General features: G+C 38.7%; 14 protein-coding genes and 1 pseudogene. 13 read left to right on the forward strand and 2 right to left on the reverse strand.

From position 1 onward, the window contains the following. Nucleotides 1-120: 120 nt before the first annotated feature. The 6 genes from IPO83_09735 to IPO83_09760 all read left to right on the forward strand — a co-directional run bounded on the left by IPO83_09735 (nucleotide 121) and on the right by IPO83_09760 (nucleotide 5596). Nucleotides 121-975 (forward strand): RnfABCDGE type electron transport complex subunit D, encoded by an 855-nt coding sequence (locus tag IPO83_09735; GenBank protein ID MBK9731556.1) that lies wholly within the window; start codon nucleotides 121-123, stop codon nucleotides 973-975. Beyond that, the gene (locus IPO83_09740; protein ID MBK9731557.1) at nucleotides 972-1694 is read left to right on the forward strand and encodes a DUF2330 domain-containing protein; all 723 of its coding nucleotides are present in this window, start codon (nucleotides 972-974) and stop codon (nucleotides 1692-1694) included. Before IPO83_09735 ends, IPO83_09740 begins: the two co-directional genes overlap by 4 nt. Next, the gene (locus IPO83_09745; GenBank protein MBK9731558.1) at nucleotides 1669-2394 is read left to right on the forward strand and encodes a DUF2330 domain-containing protein; all 726 of its coding nucleotides are present in this window, start codon (nucleotides 1669-1671) and stop codon (nucleotides 2392-2394) included. The genes IPO83_09740 and IPO83_09745 overlap by 26 nt, the downstream gene beginning before the upstream one ends. Further along, on the forward strand, nucleotides 2384-2584 hold the full coding sequence (locus IPO83_09750; GenBank protein MBK9731559.1) for a hypothetical protein: 201 nt from the start codon (nucleotides 2384-2386) through the stop codon (nucleotides 2582-2584). Before IPO83_09745 ends, IPO83_09750 begins: the two co-directional genes overlap by 11 nt. 190 nt (nucleotides 2585-2774) lie before the next feature. Next, on the forward strand, nucleotides 2775-4127 hold the full coding sequence (locus IPO83_09755; protein MBK9731560.1) for a hypothetical protein: 1353 nt from the start codon (nucleotides 2775-2777) through the stop codon (nucleotides 4125-4127). Between the two features lie 233 nt (nucleotides 4128-4360). After that, nucleotides 4361-5596, forward strand: coding sequence for an outer membrane beta-barrel protein (locus tag IPO83_09760; protein MBK9731561.1), 1236 nt, complete (start codon nucleotides 4361-4363; stop codon nucleotides 5594-5596). An 11-nt stretch (nucleotides 5597-5607) separates the two neighbouring features. Here the strand turns inward: IPO83_09760 and IPO83_09765 are convergent, their stop codons facing one another. Continuing rightward, nucleotides 5608-6432 (reverse strand): DUF817 domain-containing protein, encoded by an 825-nt coding sequence (locus IPO83_09765; protein MBK9731562.1) that lies wholly within the window; start codon nucleotides 6430-6432, stop codon nucleotides 5608-5610. A gap of 352 nt (nucleotides 6433-6784) precedes the next feature. Here IPO83_09765 and IPO83_09770 point away from each other — a divergent pair. From IPO83_09770 to IPO83_09800, 7 genes and pseudogenes are all read left to right on the forward strand, one after another. Further along, nucleotides 6785-8031 (forward strand): annotated as a pseudogene (locus tag IPO83_09770) (NAD(P)/FAD-dependent oxidoreductase). A gap of 132 nt (nucleotides 8032-8163) precedes the next feature. Further along, on the forward strand, nucleotides 8164-8370 hold the full coding sequence (locus tag IPO83_09775; GenBank protein ID MBK9731563.1) for a hypothetical protein: 207 nt from the start codon (nucleotides 8164-8166) through the stop codon (nucleotides 8368-8370). Nucleotides 8371-8378: 8 nt separating this feature from the next. Then, nucleotides 8379-9584, forward strand: coding sequence for a hypothetical protein (locus IPO83_09780; GenBank protein ID MBK9731564.1), 1206 nt, complete (start codon nucleotides 8379-8381; stop codon nucleotides 9582-9584). Next, nucleotides 9584-11242: an ATP-binding protein gene (locus tag IPO83_09785; protein ID MBK9731565.1), complete on the forward strand. Its 1659-nt coding sequence runs from the start codon at nucleotides 9584-9586 to the stop codon at nucleotides 11240-11242. The genes IPO83_09780 and IPO83_09785 overlap by 1 nt, the downstream gene beginning before the upstream one ends. Beyond that, a complete protein-coding gene (locus IPO83_09790; GenBank protein MBK9731566.1) occupies nucleotides 11235-12779 on the forward strand; it encodes an ATP-binding protein in 1545 nt (514 codons plus the stop codon). The genes IPO83_09785 and IPO83_09790 overlap by 8 nt, the downstream gene beginning before the upstream one ends. Beyond that, the gene (locus IPO83_09795; protein MBK9731567.1) at nucleotides 12779-13363 is read left to right on the forward strand and encodes a hypothetical protein; all 585 of its coding nucleotides are present in this window, start codon (nucleotides 12779-12781) and stop codon (nucleotides 13361-13363) included. Before IPO83_09790 ends, IPO83_09795 begins: the two co-directional genes overlap by 1 nt. 305 nt (nucleotides 13364-13668) lie before the next feature. Continuing rightward, nucleotides 13669-15405 carry a hypothetical protein gene (locus IPO83_09800; protein MBK9731568.1) on the forward strand — a complete coding sequence of 579 codons (1737 nt, stop codon included), beginning with the start codon at nucleotides 13669-13671 and terminating at the stop codon, nucleotides 15403-15405. 157 nt (nucleotides 15406-15562) lie between these two features. Here IPO83_09800 and IPO83_09805 read toward each other — a convergent pair whose 3' ends face one another. Further along, nucleotides 15563-18415 (reverse strand): hypothetical protein, encoded by a 2853-nt coding sequence (locus IPO83_09805; GenBank protein MBK9731569.1) that lies wholly within the window; start codon nucleotides 18413-18415, stop codon nucleotides 15563-15565. Nucleotides 18416-18626: the final 211 nt, after the last annotated feature.

Genomic DNA, 18626 nt, shown 5'->3' on the forward strand with positions numbered 1-18626 from the left:
TATGATTTACTGAGTAAAATTAATATTCCCCGCCTTTCTTAAATTTCTTTCGCCTTATTTATGGAATCCTCCTGAACTCCCGCATCTATCAGCAGTCAATCATTCAAAACCTGGCTGCAAATGGATTTACCTGTCATCACAATCGCTCCTGAAAGAAGTGCAGTCATTCGAAAATTGGATTCATTTGTCTATTGGTTCAACAGTGATGCACGGCACTATCAGCTGGTGTTTTTAACCAGCTTTCTCTGTTATGGCATTTCAATGCTCCAATGGGAATATGAACCTGTTGTTTTTGCCGCTGCTTTCAGCACGTGCTTCATCACACAATATCTTTTTATAGTTTTTAAAACTCAGGATCTGCATTCATTAAAGAGTGCGATGATTTCCGCATTGAGCTTGTGTTTGTTGCTTAAGACAAATGATCCTTTAATCATGACACTTGCAGGAATTCTCAGTATCTCCGGCAAATTTATTTTTCGCTGGAATGGAAAGCATTTTTTTAATCCTACCAATTTTGGAATTATCACCACCATCCTGATTACCGGAAGCGCATGGATTTCTCCCGGCCAATGGGGAAGTGACGGACAGCTTGTCTTTTGCATCGGATTACTTGGCTTCACAATATTGCTGAATGTGAAACGGCTTGATATAGCCATCACGTTCTTTAGTGTATTCTGCATCTTAAATTTTATCAGGAGCGTTTCAGTGATTGGCTGGACAACAGATGTTTTCATTCACCAATTCAGCAGTGGCACCTTACTGCTTTTCACCTTCTTCATGATTACAGATCCTGTTTCAACACCTTCACATCAAATCGCGCGCATCATCTGGGGCGCATTGGTTGCCTTGCTGGCATTCTATCTTTCTGCCTATCAATTTGTGAATGGCGCGCCACTTTGGGCCTTGTTTTTTCTTTCACCGTCAACTATTCTTTTCAATAAATTTTTTCCTCACTCTAAATTTTCATGGTCATGAAAAAGCTGTTTAAAAATCAAAGTGCATTCTTATCAGGAATGAAACCAGGTCGATTCAGGATTGCCTTCCTCACATTGATGTGGGTCGCGATACTATTGAGCCATTCTCAAAATGCTTCAGCCTTCTGTGGATTTTATGTGGCTAAGGCGGATGCAACGTTGTTCAATAAAACCTCACAGGTAATACTGGTGCGGGAAGGTAACCGCACCACCATCACCATGTCGAGCGATTTTGAAGGCGACGTGAAAGACTTTGCCATGGTGGTTCCTGTTCCTGTTGTGTTAAAGCGGGATGAAATAAGAACAGTGAATGCGCAGATATTCGCAACGCTTGACGCGTATTCAGGACCACGGTTGGTGGAATATTATGATGAGAATCCTTGCGCACCCAGGGTTCTTCATGAAATGAGCCTCTCAAAAATGTCGATGGCGGATGTAGTTGCCGGAGTCGAAAGCAAATCAGAAGATGATGGCTACAAAGTAAGGATTGAAGCGCGTTATAGTGTTGATGAATATGATGTGCTCTTGCTGTCTGCAGAAGAATCTTCAGGGCTTGAAAGATGGCTTACTGCAAACGGATATAAAATTCCCGAAGGTGCGCGTGAGGTTTTGCAGCCTTACATCAACAGTGGTATGAAATTTTTCGTGGTGAAAGTGAACCAGCAAGAGTTAAAGAAAAGGGGGAACCTCTTTTTTGAGTCCGCTGCAAATCTCTTTTAACTCACCTAAATTCATGTTGCCTATCCGGTTGGGAATGGCTAATGCGAAAGGTTCACAGGACATGATCGTATATGCATTCACTCCGAATGGACGAGTGGAAACCACCAACTACCGAACGGTAAAAGTGCCAACCGATAAAAATGTTCCGGAGTTTGTACAAAGTTATTTCGGACAATTCTATGTTGATACCTACCGTAAAAACCGTCGCGAGCAAGGTGCTGCCAATGTATACCTGGAATATGCATGGGATGTAAGCAGCAGCGTAACGCAGTTCTGTGATCCTTGTACGGGCACGCCTCCGATGTTACAGGATTTCATAACTGCGGGAGTTGATTGGGTGCAGCAATATCACTATGGTTACAACGGTAGTGTATTCTTCACCAGGTTACATGTAACGTACGATCGCAAAAGTTTTCCGCAGGATTTACAATTTCAGGAAACACCTAACCGGGAAAATTTTCAGGCACGTTATATCATCACGCATCCTGCTTATGGTGAGTACACCTGTGCAGAGGGCAAGAAATATCTTCAGGAGGTTCGTCAACGCCGTGAAAGAGAGTTGCAGCAATTGGCGATGTTAACAGGCTGGGAGACTTCAACATACAATGCATATGTAAATACCTTTAACTATTACCCTGAAGGCAGTCCCACGTATCACAAAACGGTTGTTCCGCCTGCCAGGAAAAAATTTGCTTCCTGATTCAGCAAGCCTTCCTGTTCCAGGAAAAGATCCCAATCAAATTGAACAAGGAGCTTTTAATGTTCCATTTGATGATGATTCATCGGGAAATGACAATGGAATGGGTTCCGGACAATGGACGATGATTGGTATGGGTGTCTTGTTATTCCTCCTGGTTTTTTCGGGAAGGAAAAAGGCGGTTGCGAAATAATGTTGAAAGGATTGGGAATCTCAAGCATAGAAAGACCACTTCTTACACTATGATACTATTCTGGCAAACGCCGCAACCTTTTGACCATTAAAAACGTCAATCATTAATGGTGGAGAAAATCAGTTTCAACAAACTGATTGTTCTCCTCCAATAATTTGCTATACATTTCAATTCATCATATTCCGGGTTCATGAGCGGATGTTCAAGGCGATTTCTTAATAACAGTGCAACCTTTAAACGGTTAATAGGGCTTCTCTTTCTTTTGTATTCGCAAAATGCACTCGCACAATTTTCACCTGAAACAGCAAACAATTATTGGAGTGTAAATCATGCAATGCATGATAAAGCAGCAAAAAATATTATAAAATCAAAAGTAGCCTTTGGAGAAGTTGACCAGTTTTTGAAAGATGGTAGAACATATTCTCAAGATGTCAACAAAGGTTTTTTTGGATGGGATCGCCGCACGAAAGAAGGTATTCAGTTGTTCGCGCTTATTTTAGTACCCCGTGATTACACCCCGGAAAAAAAATGGCCTGTGCGTGTTGTGTTGCATGGTGATATTTCGCACATGGATGCTTATAACGTATTCCGCTTTATTGATACCACGCTTCAGAGCTACAAGGAGGTGGAAGAAATCAGGATTTATCCCTCAGGTTATTTTGCAGCACGATGGTATTATAAAATCCAGTATGAAAACATCATGTACTTGCTGGATTCAGTCAAGCAGTTGTACAATGTGAACGAAAACCTCATTTCAATGAGTGGTTTTTCTGATGGCGGAACCGGAACCTATGCCTTCGTCAATTACAACGTAACGCCCTTCAATTGTTTTTTGCCTTACATCGGAAGCTGCGGTTCGTTAAAGGTGCTTGGAAAAAGACAGGTCTATTTTAATAACTACCGCAATAAGCCCATGTTTATCGTAAACGGCAAATTGGATCAAACTTTCCCTCCTCATATTGTTGTTCCCTATGTGGAAGCGATTCAGCGGCTCAACAATGTGGTTTCCTTTTTCATGATTGACACGTGTGACCATACACTTCGTTGGCTGCCGCAGTATAAGGATACAATCGATCGCTTTATTCTGGAGCATACCAGGAATCCAAACCCTTCACACTTAGTCTGGCAAACGGACAATGCCAACATGTTTAACCGTAATCACTGGGCGTTAATTACCGGTATCGGAAAATCAGAAAGCAATTCAGTTTCCTTGATTGACTACAATGAAATAATTGCAGACGGGAAATATTTACAGGCGTTCCGTCGCGATAGCTTATCAGGAATTATTGACGTAACGGCATCAGGAAACACCATCAATGTTTTAACGAAAAATATAACCTCATACACTTTGTTGTTATCGCCTGATCAATTTGATTTTTCACAACCTTTTAAGATCACGACCAATAATGTAATTTCATTTGAAGGCATGATACAAAAAGATGTTGAGACATTATTAAAATGGAATAGCATTGATAATGACCGTACAATGCTATATGCTGCCGAGAAAGAAATTGTGGTAGGCAAGGTATTTAAGCCGAAGTAGTTATTGGTTATTGGGCATTTGTCATTGAGTCATTGAATCATTAAGACTTTGGTCACTGCTCATTAGACACTAAGTCGTTAGTAATTGTTCGCCAGCGTTTTGTTGATACTATTTAATTTGCTGTTAGCTTTAGCATCTGGATAGTAAAAATGCAGAACAATAAAATGATGACTGCTTGCTCATTCATTTCATTTTGCTTCAGGCAACTGATGAGTGTCAGGAATTTGCTGTTCATGATTGCAATACTGATTAATGATTCCTCATTTGCCCAGAAATTTTCGCCAGGGTATGTGCTCCTCAACAATGGCGATACGCTTCATGGTTTGGTTGAAACAGAAAATTGGGTGAAAGCTCCAGTGAAAGTCCGGTTTAAAAAATCTCCGGACTCGGAAGTGCATACCTACTCTCCGTTGCTCATCCGGTCTTTTCGAATCAAAGACGGTGACTGGTATTTTAGTTTCGTTGGTGATATTGATCCTTCCTCTTTGCTCGATGACCAGTTGGATTATAATCCATTTCCGGATACGATGCGGGTATTCATGTTTATCCGTTCGGTAGTGATGGGAAAGATTTGTCTTTATTATGCACGTGATTTGAATGACAGAGTCCACTTGTTTATTCAAAAAGATGAAGGAGTGATAACCGAACTGAAGTACAAAAAATATTACGTGGATGAACGTGTAGTGGCAGATTACCGCAATGAAATTACGCGGCGTGCTATCATGGCCAACCAGATATACAAGGAACAACTTACCAACCTTATGGCTGATTGTCCTGCTGTGGCAACGGGCATTGTATCGAGACCGCTTTCCTATTCAAAAAACGATATCATGAAACTGGTGCTGGAATACAATCGGTGCAAATCCACCAAAACAAATTATAAAGAAGAGAAAGAATCCTGGCGGTTCGAGGTGCGTGGGCACGCCGGTATCAACTATGCAGGACTGAAATTCCAAAGTACTTCCAATACCTATGTCGGTGAATCGCAATTCGACAAAAGCATTGGGTACATGTTTGGCATCTCACTCAACGCTGTATTACCACGAACGAATAACGGTTGGGGATTTTTCAATGTATTGTTCATTCGAGATTTTAATTCACAGGGAATGTCCGGAACAGCGCTGTTCAAGGAACAGTTGCCTGTGAAGATGGAACTCATCTACGCAAAACTGGGTACGATGGCGCGTTATCAGTTTACAAAATCTACTGTGCAACCATTTCTGGAAGCCGGCATTACGAATGGAATAGCACTTAAATCCACCAACTTCCAAACGGACACTTCAGGCGTAACTCAAAACTTTATACAATACTTCAGAAATTACGAGCAGGGTTTATTGTTTGGCACCGGCGTACAATGGAAAGATTTTTCGTGGGATGTTCAGTTGGAATTTTCCAATGCGATGTCAGGATATTCTGATGTCAAAAGCTCTTTTACTACTTTGTATGCGACGATGAGCTATAAGTTCTAAGTGATTTTTTATTAACTGATTTCTCCCTTTGTTCCTGAACGGCCATCCTGTTGTTGCTTGATTAGCTTCAGTTCTATAATGATAATGATGCTGATCACAATCATAAGGAACCATGAAGTGATTTTTCCGGTAGTTACCATTTGCCACCCTGCATGTTGATATGCATATTTCCAGGCACCTAAAAACGTGGCCATGTTTTCGGCAATCCAAACGAAAAAACCAATCAATAGAAAGGAAACTACAAGCGGCATTTTGCGTAGGTGTCCGTTAGTATGAAAATGCACCTTTGTTTTATAAAATAGTATTATCAGAACAGGAATGATAAAAAAGCGCAGGTCGTAGAAAAAATGATGGGTAAAGAAATTGAGATAAATAAGCAGGCAACTGCCAATCGCCCAAACACTTCCCGGCCAACCTGTAATCTTCAACTCAAACCATCGCCATGCCTGGCAGATATAACTGGCAACACTTGCATACATAAAACCGCTGTACAATGGAACACCGGATATTTTTGTCCATCCTTCTTCCGGATACGACCAGGAGCCCATGTGCACTTTAAATATTTCCATGGCTAAGCCAATCAGGTGAAAAAGTGTGATGACGAGCAACTCGTCCTTCGTTTCCATTCGTGTGAAATACATAATGGCCTGCATGCCAATGCACATCAGCAGCAGAAAATCATAACGGTATAGAAAAGGCAATTGAATTTTCCGGGACAGCAGAAGGATAAAAAATATGAAGGCGGGAAAGATACAGGAGAGCAATTGTTTGATTCCAAAAGTCAAAAACTCTTTCCCAAAATCAGAGAGGTAAGAACCATCAGGATGGTTTGCCAGCCTGCGAAATGCCGGAGTGAAGAGCGGCAATGGCGTAATCAAATTTTTTTTTAGCAGATGCAGTGAATGATAAACAAGGTGAAATATTTGAAAGAATTTCCATTAGACGTATAAATTTTTATTTTAGTATTCCTGTTGCGGATTTTAATCTCTGGCCTGTCTTGTGTTAATAGGAAAACATTGGATTTTTTTCGGGGCTAAAAATGCAGCAGTAAAACGAATGCGGATTCATGATCAGCAAAAAACTTTTCTTGAAAATGGTTGTTCATGATACTGTGGCCTTTATCATAATTACTTTTAGCCCATCATTTTCAACATTCAATACCTTCACTCAAATGTGCACCCTTTATATATGAAACGTATCATCATCATAGGCGGCGGCTTTGCCGGATTAAAACTTGCTGAAAGCCTGAACAATTCCGCATACGATATTCTATTGATTGATAAGCTCAATCACCACCAGTTTCAACCACTTTTTTACCAGGTGGCTACGGCCGGACTTGAACCTTCGAGTATTTCCTTTCCGTTGCGCGGCATTTTTCACCATTCAAAAAATGTACGCATCAGGTATGCTGAAGTGTTGCAGGTGCTAACTGAAAAAATGCAATCCTCACCACGATTGGTGAACTGACATATGATTATCTCGTAATTGCGACAGGCGTTACTACCAATTTTTTCGGAAACAAAAACCTGGAGACCTGGACCTATCCGATGAAGTCCACGTCGGAAGCAATCAACATTCGTCAGCATGTGTTGCAGAATTTTGAAGATGCCTTGATAGCTACGGAAGAGGAGCGTGAGGGCTTGATGAATATTGTGATTGTCGGCGGCGGACCTACCGGCGTTGAGTTGTCAGGTGCATTTGCAGAAATGAAACGCCATGTTTTTCCACGTGATTATCCCGAGCTTGATTTTAGTAAAATGAATGTGATGCTGCTGGAAGGTTCTGAAAAAACGCTGGGAAATATGAGCGGGCAATCATCAGCCAAATCAAGATTGTACCTCGAAGAATTGGGAGTGAATGTAATGGTTAATACAAGAGTGAAAGATTATGATGGAAAGCAAGTGTTGTTGGAAGATGGCACTACCATTTCTTCCAACACGGTTATCTGGGCTGCAGGCATTCGCGGAAATGCGATTGACGGCATTGCTGCTGATGCAATTGCACGCGGCAACCGGATGAAAGTGAACAGGCACAACCTTGTGGAAGGATGCAACAATATATATGCAATCGGTGATGTCGCTTTTATGGCCACGGAAAAATATCCGCAGTCACATCCGCAGGTTGCCAATGTTGCCATCGGTCAGGCAAAAGTGCTGGCAAAAAATTTCAAGAATATGCTACACAACAAACCCTTGCGCCAATATGAATACAACGACAAAGGCACTTTGGCAACGGTTGGCAAGCACAAGGCAGTTGTGGATCTTTCCTTTGCTCATTTCCAGGGATTTTTTGCCTGGTTTATCTGGATGGCATTGCACCTGCTTTTACTGATGGGAATGAAGAACAAAATATTTGTGTTTGTCGATTGGCTGATTTCGTATTTCTCCAATGACTCTACGTTGCGGCTGATATTTTCTCCGGTGAGGAAGAAGTGAGTAGCGCGTAGTTAGCAAAAAGTCCTTAGTGGTGAGTCTTTATTCCTTAGTTAGTCGTTAGATGGTCATTTATCAATTAGTTATCGGTAACTCTATTAGCGAACGTGCAGACATCTAACTGACTGACAAAAAATGAACGACAGAGCAATTTTCGGCAAAGCCGTTAGGCTATCCTTAGCAAAAGCAAAAGAGAAGCAACGCGACCCACAAGCTAACCCCAGGTTGCTTCATTTGCTTTTGCCCAACCGCACCCAGGCCACCCACCACCCTAGCGACATTCGTCAGATGAAGTGGCAAATTCATGATAATCAATTCTTACATTTGAAAGTTTTAATTTGAAAATATAAGTGGAAAAAGTTTTAGACATAGTTGCAGAAGCAACAAACGGAAAATGTTACACATCGTTTCGCTATTGTGCAGACGATGAAATCCGTGTGCCGACACTTGACTTTGATTCAAAGGATAAAGCAGTTTCAGTTGTTGTCAAAGAGTTTGGTGAAACGGACACCAACCTAAATACTTCAAAAAGTTTAAAACCTTTTGCTGACAAAATAATTAACAACGAACCGTTGTTCCATTTTTTTCTTGACGGTTCAAGAAGAACTTACAAGGTTGACGACATTGAAATTAACCGAAACATTTATCCAATTCTTGCAGGACAAATTGGAGTTGCTTGTTGTCAACGAAAAGACCCAAGTCAATTCAAGTGTGCCGAGTTTGACAACAGTTTAGTTTTGTCTTTACCAAAAGGAGCTAATCCTGATGGAGGCGATGCCGATTTATTTTTTAACGCATTAACAAGCAAGATTAACAAGACCCCGAGAATTGAAAAGGCACAGGTAAAATTTTCCAAAATACTTTCTTACGATTCTAAAAAGCAAAGCAGTAGTCAAATCATTTCCTATGATTCAAAATCTCACGGCAAAGATGTAAAGTATGAGCATTTAGGAATAGCAACAATTCAAGATGAAATGATTGAAACAGAAAAAAGAATTGTAGCACATTTGGCAACAAAAAATTTAATTAACCCCGACAGGTATTTAATAAAAGACGGCTCATTGCAATATGCACCAGCAAAGAGTTCAAACTTCAAAGAACTTTCAAAATTTAAAAGTCATTACAAATGTGTTATCGGAGTTTCAAAAATGTTTGACCCGGAACTTTGCAAAGACATGAATAATAAAAGCAACGCTGATAAAATTGCATCGTTGCCAATTTATCACAGAACACCAGCATACAAATACAAAAGCGAACGAGTAGGAAATGTTTGCTTTGCCGTTTGGTATGTGAGAATCAGAAAATCAGAACACACATTCAGCCCGTTTTCAGGAGTTGTAAAAATTGAAAAGATTTTAATTACAGAAGAAGAAATTGAAAACGGATTAGACAGTCAAGAGATTGATTTAATAACAGCAAATATTATCAATGAAAGAAATCCTGTTTGTTATGGAACAGATGCAAGATGGGCAAACCATCTTTACCCTGTTTACTTAACAGAGAGTTTTATTAAAAGCAAATACCTAAGCGACATCAACTTTTTAAATTTATTTTAATGAAGAAAATCGGAAAAATTATTGCCACCGAAAAAGTTCCAACAACTGTTGACGAATTTTTCTTTTGGACAGACAAACATCTAATCATAAAACCATTTGATGTTGTAAAAGTGGAACACATTAAAAACTCTATAACTTTTGGAGTGGTTGAGGAAATTTCTCACTTGACAGATGGAGCAAGTTTTTTAGCAGGTTACATTTCAAGCGATTTCGGAGAAGTTGATTCTAAAAGCTACACACACCGAATAGGTATGAATTATGTGAAAGCAAAAGTTGTAGCCAACTCTGAAAATATTTACACACCTGTATTGGACGGCAGCACAGTTTCACTTGCTGACGAGGAAGGTGTGAAAATGGCTTTGGGATTGAAAGGAATTAAAAATCCTTTGCCTTGTGGAGTAATTGAAATGTATGAGGACGAAGATAAAATCACAGTTCCAGTTCATTTCAATTCTCACTTTTTAATTGGACCAGAAGGAGCACACTTAAACATTTCAGGTATTTCGGGTTTGGCGACAAAAACTTCTTATGCAATGTTTTTGCTCAAAGCAATTCAACAGCACTACATAAAAGAAAATCCAAACGAAAGCGTTGCTTTCGTTTTGCTCAATGTGAAGGGCAGAGATTTATTAGCCATTGATGAACCCAATGACGAACTAACAAAAGATGATAAAAAAGTTTACAAGGATTTAGAAATTGAAGCAACTCCATTTAAGCATGTAAAATATTTTTATCCTTTTTCCAAAGACACAAAATCCACAACTTATGCTGATGTAAACGATGTTGAGAGCCAAAAGAAATTGAAGAAAGCATTTCAATACAAATATCTTTTTGAAGATGATAAAGAAAGTTTGGATTTGCTTTTCTCAAACATTGACGACCCAACGCAATCAATGGAATCCATTGTTAATTACATAACATCAGGCGAAGGACATTTTAACGGGATAACAAATTGGGATGAATTGAAAGAAGAAATTAAAAAGCATCAGGAAAAAGGCGACACGGGAAAAGACAAAACTATTTCTGTCTTAAGTTGGAGAAAATTTTATCGCTTGTTCAGAAAAACTTTAGACCGAAATGTATTTTTTGCAAACTCATTAAAGAAAGACGGAACAGAAGTTCGTTTGAGAGAATCAATAAAGCAGATAAAGAAAAACGACATTCATGTAATTGACATTGCAAAGTTGGATGAAGAAGCACAGGGCTTTGTTTTCGGTGATGTAATGAGAGCAATTTACGATTTGAAACTTGGACAAATTACCGACAGAGAAGAAGCAGAAATTCCCTCTAAAATTGTAATCTTCATTGATGAGTTAAATAAATACGGAAGCAAAGATGTTCCGAAAAATTCTCCTATTCTTCGCCAGTTGCTTGACATCACAGAACGGGGAAGAAGTTTAGGAATTATTTTGTTTGCAGCAGAACAGTTCAAAAGTGATATTCACGACAGAGTAAAAGGTAATTGCGCAACTCATGCTTATGGAAGAACAAACGCAATTGAAATTTCAAAACCCGATTATCAATTCGTGCCGCCTGTTTACAAGTCAATGCTGACAAGGTTAAAACAAGGCGAATACATTTTGCAAAATCCAGTTTTCCGTTCTTTGCTAAATATTAAATTCCCAAGACCGCTTTACAAACAATTTAAAAATGGATAAATTCAATAAGACCATTATCGGCAAGGATGTTATTGAATCGCTTACAATTGGAATGTATGACGATTCAAGATTTATTTACCGAGAGTATATTCAAAACGCAGCCGACCAAATTGACAAGGCAAGACAACAGGGTTTATTTGATGACGGAGAGATTCATATTTCAATTGATGCAGCCAAACAAACAATCTCAATTGAAGATGATGCAACAGGAATTGAAGAAAAGAAAGTTGTTGAGATTCTTAAAAACATTGCACAGTCAACAAAGCAAAGAGGCGTTGACAAAGGTTTCCGTGGCATTGGAAGATTAGGCGGTTTAGGTTATTGTAACAAATTGATTTTTGAAACCTCGTTTAAAGGCGAAGCAGTAAAATCAATAATGACTTGGGATGCAACGAAACTAAAAAGCATAATCAATAACAGAAGTCAAAAGGAAGAAGCATCTTCTGTAATTGATGAAGTTACTTCGCTAACAAAAGAAAAGGAAAAACCCGAGGCACATTATTTTAAAGTTACTCTCACAGGTGTAACGAATAAAGATTTGTTGGACAAAAAAGAAATCATGAATTACTTGTCAATGGTTGCACCAGTGCCATTCAGCAAATCATTCATTTATGCAAAAAAGATTTACGATGAATTAAAAAGTGAAGGGATTGCACTTGACGAATACAAAACATTTGTCAATACTGACCCGCTTTACAAGGGTTACAATTCATACATCTACGAGGGAACAGACCAAAGCAACAGAAAGAAAATCGGTGAGGTACTTGATGTTTTGTTTTTTAAAGATTACGACCATGAAAACAACAAGTTGTTTTGGGGATGGTATGGTATAACAGAAAAAAATCAATCGCTGAATCAAATAAATTATTCACGAGGATTTCGTTTGCGCAAATCAAATATTCAAATTGGTAACGAGGACACACTTACAAGATTTCACAGAGACAGAAGATTTCAGTTTTATTTTTTCGGTGAAGTTTACGCATTGCACAAGGATTTAATTCCAAACGCTAGACGAGATAATTTTTCTGAAACAAATACTTACTACGAGTTTGAAAACAAACTCAAATCTTTTTTTCATACTACCATTCACAAACTTTGCTACACAGCAGCTGACATAAACAGTGCGATAAAATCTATTGATGGTTTTAATAATTTCAAAGCAGAGTTTGAGCAAAAGGAAAAAGATGGATTTACTGATAAGAACGAGAAGGAAGCGTTCATAGAAACCTTTGAGAAGAAAAAAGAAGAAGCAGTAAAAGCTAGTTCAAAACTTGAAACGATAAAAAGTAAGAATGGGGAAACACAAACACCCATTGCAAAGATTTTAGAAAGAGCCTCAGCAAAAACTTCATTTGACATCGAAAATGATTTTTTTCCAGACGCAGAAGCAAAACCAGTTTTCAGAACTGATAAACTTTCAAAATTGAGCAAAGACCAAAGAAAGTTTTTAGGAAATATCTTTAGCATCATTAGAAATGTTTTGCCAAAAGAAAATGCAGAATTATTAATCCAAAAAATTGAGGAGGAATATAAATAATGGAAAACAAAACTCCCGATTTTTTATTGAAAGAATACGATAGAATTTCTGAAGCACACTTTAATACTTCAAATCAGATTTCTCTCTTCTTCAGATATTATCTTACTTTGATGTCAGTGCCAGCACTACTCTTACTGTATGTCAACAAAGATATTTCAACTGTTGAATCAATTTTTATTCAATCAAAAGAATTTGCATTGAGACCTCATATTGGTATTCTATGTTTACTAATTTCTTCTATTGGAATTGCATTGACAATATTCTTAACCAAACTAAAGTTTGAACATATCTTGTATGCAAGAACCGTAAACGGTATTCGTAATTATTTTCACAAGCAAGACGACACACTCAAACAATACTTGGTTTTACCTACCGACACAAAAAAACCATCATTCATTGGATTTGGATTTGGCAGTTTGGTGTTTGTTAATGGGTTGGTTAATTCAGGGTATTTAAGTCTTGGGCTATTTCTATTAAAAATTAAATGCTACTTATTTTATGGAGTGTTATTGCTGATTATACATATCGTTGGATATTTTATTCTCAATAATATTGAAGAAAATAAAATTAAAAATTTACAATGAGAAGAAAAATACTTTTAATAGAACCGAATTACAAAAATAAATATCCGCCCATCGGACTGATGAAGATTGCCTCTTATCATCGTGGATTAGGCGATGATGTGAAGTTCTTTAAAGGCGATTTGAAAGACCTTGTTGTTGACCAGTTATTTGATAAGTGTTTGCGAAAACTAAAATCAATTGACAGCACAGTAGATTGGATTCAAAAAGCGTTTTTCATTAAGCAGTATATCAAGACAGGCAAGAAAATAAATCTTGAACCGCTTGACCTTGATTACTTGAAGTATGCAAAATTCATAGTTGATGTGTTGGAAGAATATTCAAAAAAATTTCGCAGAAAAGATTATGAGAGCGAACCTTATTGGGATAGAATTTATGTAACAACGCTTTTTACTTTCTACTGGAAAATTACAGTTGAGACAATTCACTTTGCAAAGAAACTTGTAAAAGAACCCAAACAAATATTTATTGGTGGTGTGTTAGCTTCATTGCTTCATGACGAATTGGAAGCAGAAACAGGAATCAAACCGCATCAAGGATTACTTGACACGCCAGGCATTTTAGACAAAGGCAACAAAATAATTATTGACAACTTACCGCTTGACTATTCTATTCTTGACGAAATAGATTATCAGTATCCAACACAGAGTGCCTACTTCACTTTCATGACAAAAGGTTGCACAAGAAAATGTGCTTTTTGTTCTGTTCCAATTTTAGAACCGACATACAAACCAAAGATTGAAACGAAAGACAAGTTTTTTGAAATCAAAAAACTTTACGGTGAGCAACAAAATTTATTGTTGATGGACAACAATGTTTTGGCTTCGCCAAACTTTCCCGAAATTATTCAAGAGATAAAAGACATGGGTTTTGTGAAAGGTGCAACTTTCATAGAGCCAAATCAATTGGACATTTCAGTTAGAAATTTAAGGAAGCACAGAAATCAAAATGCATACATCAGACGGACTTACAATTTGTTTCAAGACCTGCTTACACGATTGAAAAAGAAAGACACAAAACAGTTTGTTTACAATGTTCTTGACAACTACCAACTTTTGAATTTTGAAACAACGACAAAAGAAAATCTTTTGGAAGCTTATCATGAGTTGAAAGACATAAATGAGAAATACAGAAACAAAGCACCAAAGTTACGTTATGTAGATTTTAACCAAGGAACTGATGCAAGATATGTAACAGACGAGTTGATGAAGCTAATGAGTGAAATTCCGATTAGACCTTTGCGAATTGCATTTGACTACATTGGAATGAAAGACAAATACACTAACGCTGTAAAATTGGCGGCTAAGTATGGAATTCGTGAACTTTCAAATTATATTCTTTACAACTTCAATGACAAGCCCGAAGATTTGTATAATCGTTTAGAAATAAATATTCGCCTTTGCAAAGAACATAACATTGACATTTTTTCTTTTCCAATGAAATACATTCCGTTATTTGGAGAAGATGCAAAGCACAGAGAATTTACAGGCAAGCATTGGAACAAAAAATTTGTTCGGGCAATTCAATCCGTTTTGAATGTTACAAAAGGAATTGTAGCACCAGCAACACGGATAGACAAAACTTCTTTCTTTCATAAGGCATTTGGTAACAACATGGAAGAGTTTTACGAAATACTTTACATGCCTGAAACCTATATCGTTTACAGAAGTGTATTTGAAAAAAAATTAGGTTACACTGACATTTGGAAAAAAGAATATCGTGAAATAAAAGAAAGCGGAAATTGGGAGGAAGCAAAAGCCATCATTGAGACAAGTGAGTTTTCAAACATTGGCGAGAAAACTACCAATCCTGCAATCAGACAGTTTTTACGACACTATCAAATTCAAAGGAGCACTTTGAAAAATGAAGACATAGAATACTCGCACGGGACATTGCTAACTTGGCAGGACACAGATATGAATATAAATCGCTTTGGGCAAAGTATGAGTAAACTTGACAAGACACATCTTCGGACTGATAGAAGATTTACCGATAAACAAACTGATTGCGATAGTGGGGGTTCCGTGCTTCGCAGACACTTTTGAGTAAGGTGAAGTTCAGATCTCCGAATGAAGTTTAGTGTTAAAACACACCGCCAATCGCAATCCCCCGAAACTCATTAGTCATTGGTCGTTGAATTCATTGGCACATCGGCACCTATTCAAACCGGAAAAAACTTATTTAACTTTTTCTCGCACTCACTTAGTTGGCCAATTCAAACCGGGTTATCAAAAATTGAAATGGCGCGGTATGTTCGCTTACATCATTAAATGTGTAACTATAACGCACGCCGGTGGACACTGCGAATAATCTGAACAATCGCAAATCAACCAACAACTCCGCACCAACGGAAGTGAGTATATTCTGTTGATCCATTACTTTCCCAACTGAATAATCATAAAACAGGTTTGCTCTTAATCGTTGTAAGAGTGCTACGGAACTGAGCGCGATATCCGGATACCAGATTGGAAATTCGTAGTTCGAGTAAATGCCTTGCTGATTTTCAAACGGTGTGGATTTATAACCACGTGGCATAATGAATTTATCCTGGAAGCGATAGGTGTCAATTACTTTTTCCTGCTTATAGGAAAGAGCAAAGTTGAGGGAATGTGTTTTTATGATGCCCGGAAAAAATAATTGCGCGGTTGCAAGCAATCGCTCCGGATCGGCATGGAGTGCTTTCTGATAAGAAGCCGTGAACACTTGTCCCCAGCGTGGTTTTACCTGTTGCCTGGCTTGTGTCTGCAAGTGACTGAATGTTACAATCGGTTCCAGCGCGTGAAAGAAAAAATGATCTGTCAGCACTTCATGTCCCATTGTATCTTCTGATTGCACATCGTAATAATGATACCAGCCGGAAAAATTCATTTGCGTCCGGTGTGTTCCCTGTGTTAACCTGAAAGGTAAAGTGATGCCACCTGAAACCACATTTTCCGTCCATTGAATATCCTTCCCGGATAATGAAGTTGCATCAACAACTCTTCCTTTCCGGAGTAATCCGTATTCATATTGTGCGTCAATCTCAGGAAACAAAGCAGCATAGGTGAATCGCAGGTAAGAATGAAAATTATTCTCATTGGTATTGTACAGCAAACCTACTGTTCCTCTGAAAGTGCTCATGATATTCTGCGTGTAAAATTCAGCGCCATACTCCGGTATGTTGGGTATCGGAAACCATCCATACAGGTTAAAAAGTCCATCGGTGAAGGCATGGTATTTTTTCACTTCATACGTAGTATCAAACAATGAAGTAGTCAGGTCGAATCCTTCTGCCTTCACTAAAGGCTCATGAAATTTGATATCACTGGTTATGTTTTTGGATAATAACTTCCATGTTTCAGGCCGCAATTCCATTTCATGAATGCGGTTTCCATCGGCAGTGTATTCGCTGTAAAGCAATTTTTTTTCATCCATTGAAACCGCAGGCTCATGTGCACCAAAACGAACAGAAGTGACCTGGTAAATTCTATTATTGGAAAGTTGAATTGCATAAATATTATCGATGCCAGAATATCCGCCCGAATAATAAACATAATCTCCTTTCGGGAAAGGCCGGCTGACCGGAACGACCGTATAGTCAAGCACCATTTTTAACTCACCGGTTTCCACATTCACTTCAGCGATTCCGTTTCCTTTATTGGAAAGCGCGAATGCAATGATGTTTTTATCATTATCGGTAAATCGGGGTTGAGAAAAGTTGATGTTTTCCGGATTGGAAAATTGGCGGATCACTTTTCCGGAATTGGCATCCAGCAAAACAAGGTTGAATTTTCCCATCAGATCTATTTGCACCGCTGTAATCATTAGTGCATTGTGAGAAGCAGCCGGTGAAAAATAGCGCGACTTAAAACTGAGCTGTTTCTTTTTTCCGGTTTCAAAATCATAGGTTTTAATAACCGAATAATCTATGTTGAACCACCTTGTATCAAAAGCGGATTCTGCCCAGGTCATCAATTTTCCTGTAACAGTTGTCGAGGTGTGATCGTCGGTGTAAATGCCGGGTGAAAATAGTTTCTCCTCCTTACCATCCTGCGTGATTTTATAATAGGTGTTTATTTCATCAAAAGCATTTTTCAAAACCAATACAGATCCGTCATTCAAATAATGCGGAAATCGAAAGTTGGTATACACGTTTGATACAACCGGTGTGATTTCTTCGGACGTGGTAAGCTGCAACGATTGATCAGTAACCGAAAAAACACTGTCCAGTTCATGTAAGGTAGTTGCATAAAATTCCCGGGGCGACAATCCGGTAAATTGTTTCATGCTTCTTCCGAAGGAATAGAAGTATCCTTTTTTGTAATACGTATCATCCAGTATTTTTTTCCAGGTGTCTTCGCCGTTATCAGTGCGTGCTTTTGTCGTCATGTAATAGCCGATGCGATATGGATTGGGAACAAAATCTTTAAACGAAGACCAGGTGCCTTTGTCATATCCATAATGCTTACCGGAAAGCAACAACGCACGGTATTCCATATGGAAAGAAGGAAGTCTGCCACGGCCGCCTTTCGTCAATATGGTTTCTTTAGTAACAGCATCTCCTTCACGAAACCAAAGTGGTTGGGTAAAAAGTGAGTTGACCAGCCAACCGGTTTGTCCCATCAGTATTTGATAAGGAAGGGTAAATCCTCCGTTGGCTTCCGAAAATTGTTGCGTATGTCGGTATTCATGCGCCGTCAGGCCATCAATCCACGGTACGGGTCCCAGGAAAGAATTTTGCGGTGGGGTGAGGTAATATTCGTTGCGCCAGGGAGCAGGCGTGGAGAATCCACCGGGCAAAGTGGAAAGGTTTTGAAGAATAGCATTCACCTTTTTCGTGTTGCCTGTTCCGGAAATGCTACCGTCATGCATACGCTCAAAATTCATGATGGCTGCTGTATGAAATGCAAGCGAATCAAAACCTTCGGGAAAAATGATCCGTCCTGTCGGCGTTTGCACCTGGTACCATTTTATGGATGGCGGATTAATTCCCAGGCGACCTTGTGGTTCTTCCTGCGCAAAAAGAAGTTGCAGTTGAAGCGCTATAAAAAACAAAAGGAGCCAGCCGTGTTTCATGTAGTAGGAATTAAAGAAGTATAACGGATTTCTTCTGAAAGGTAACAGTGGTTGCACAATTATTGGATGAAATTATGCATAATCAGATGGTACAAAGCTTAGTGAATTGCCCTTATTCCTGCACCGGTTATTGTTGAATGATTATGTCGCTTTCAACCAGTTGAACTTGTAACTAAACCATTGTTCATTATATTAAGTACTTCCCAAACAT

It is taken from the genome of Chitinophagaceae bacterium, assembly GCA_016717285.1.
In the GTDB taxonomy this organism is placed as follows: Bacteria; Bacteroidota; Bacteroidia; order Chitinophagales; family UBA10324; genus JACCZZ01.